Raw genomic sequence first — 653 nt, 5'->3', positions numbered from 1 at the left:
CGGCCGCGATCTTCGCCGATCTGCCGGATCACCGACACCACCGTGGGCTGAACCACAGCCTCGTGAACATCGTCGTCATGGCCCTCTGCGCTGTCATGAGTGGCGCTGATACCTTCCCGGAAATTCAGACGTTCGTGCAGTCCAAGCGGGAATGGTTCCGGCGCTTTCTCACTTTCAGGCGCGTCCCCGATCATGAAACCTTCCGACGTGTCCTCTCGAAGCTCGACCCCATCGCCTTCCAGTCCAGCGCGCTGGACTGGGTCAAGCAGGCGGTTGGCGGCAACCTTGAAGGAGACATCATCAGCATTGACGGCAAGCGACTCCGTGGCACTTCGGCCCACGAAGTCCAGGGTATTCACATGGTGAACGTGTGGGCTGCACGGCAGGGCCTCTGTCTGAGTGCTCAAGCTGTCAAGGGTAAGCAGAACGAACTCTCCACCTTGCCCAGTGTGCTCGACACACTGGCGTATCTGGACGTGGCGGGGTGCGTCGTGACGATCGACGCGATGGGTACCCAGCGGACAGTGGCGAAGAAGTTGATTGCCCTCCAGGCGCAGTACGTTCTGGCGCTGAAGGGCAATCAGGACACGTTGTTTGAGGATGTGCAGGAGATGTTCGACGACACTGCGCGTCGTCTATTCGCGGATACGGCC

At 60.2% G+C, this 653-nt stretch carries 1 protein-coding gene; it reads left to right on the top strand.

All coding sequences use genetic code 11. The features are described 5' to 3' along the window. A partial coding sequence (locus IEY70_RS20835) for an ISAs1 family transposase (RefSeq protein ID WP_189066941.1) occupies window positions 1-653 on the top strand: 653 nt, incomplete at both ends.

The organism is Deinococcus seoulensis, from assembly GCF_014648115.1.
GTDB lineage: Bacteria > Deinococcota > Deinococci > Deinococcales > Deinococcaceae > Deinococcus > Deinococcus seoulensis.
The sequence above is the reverse complement of the archived record's forward strand: the minus strand, read 5'-3'. Positions and strand labels throughout refer to the sequence as shown.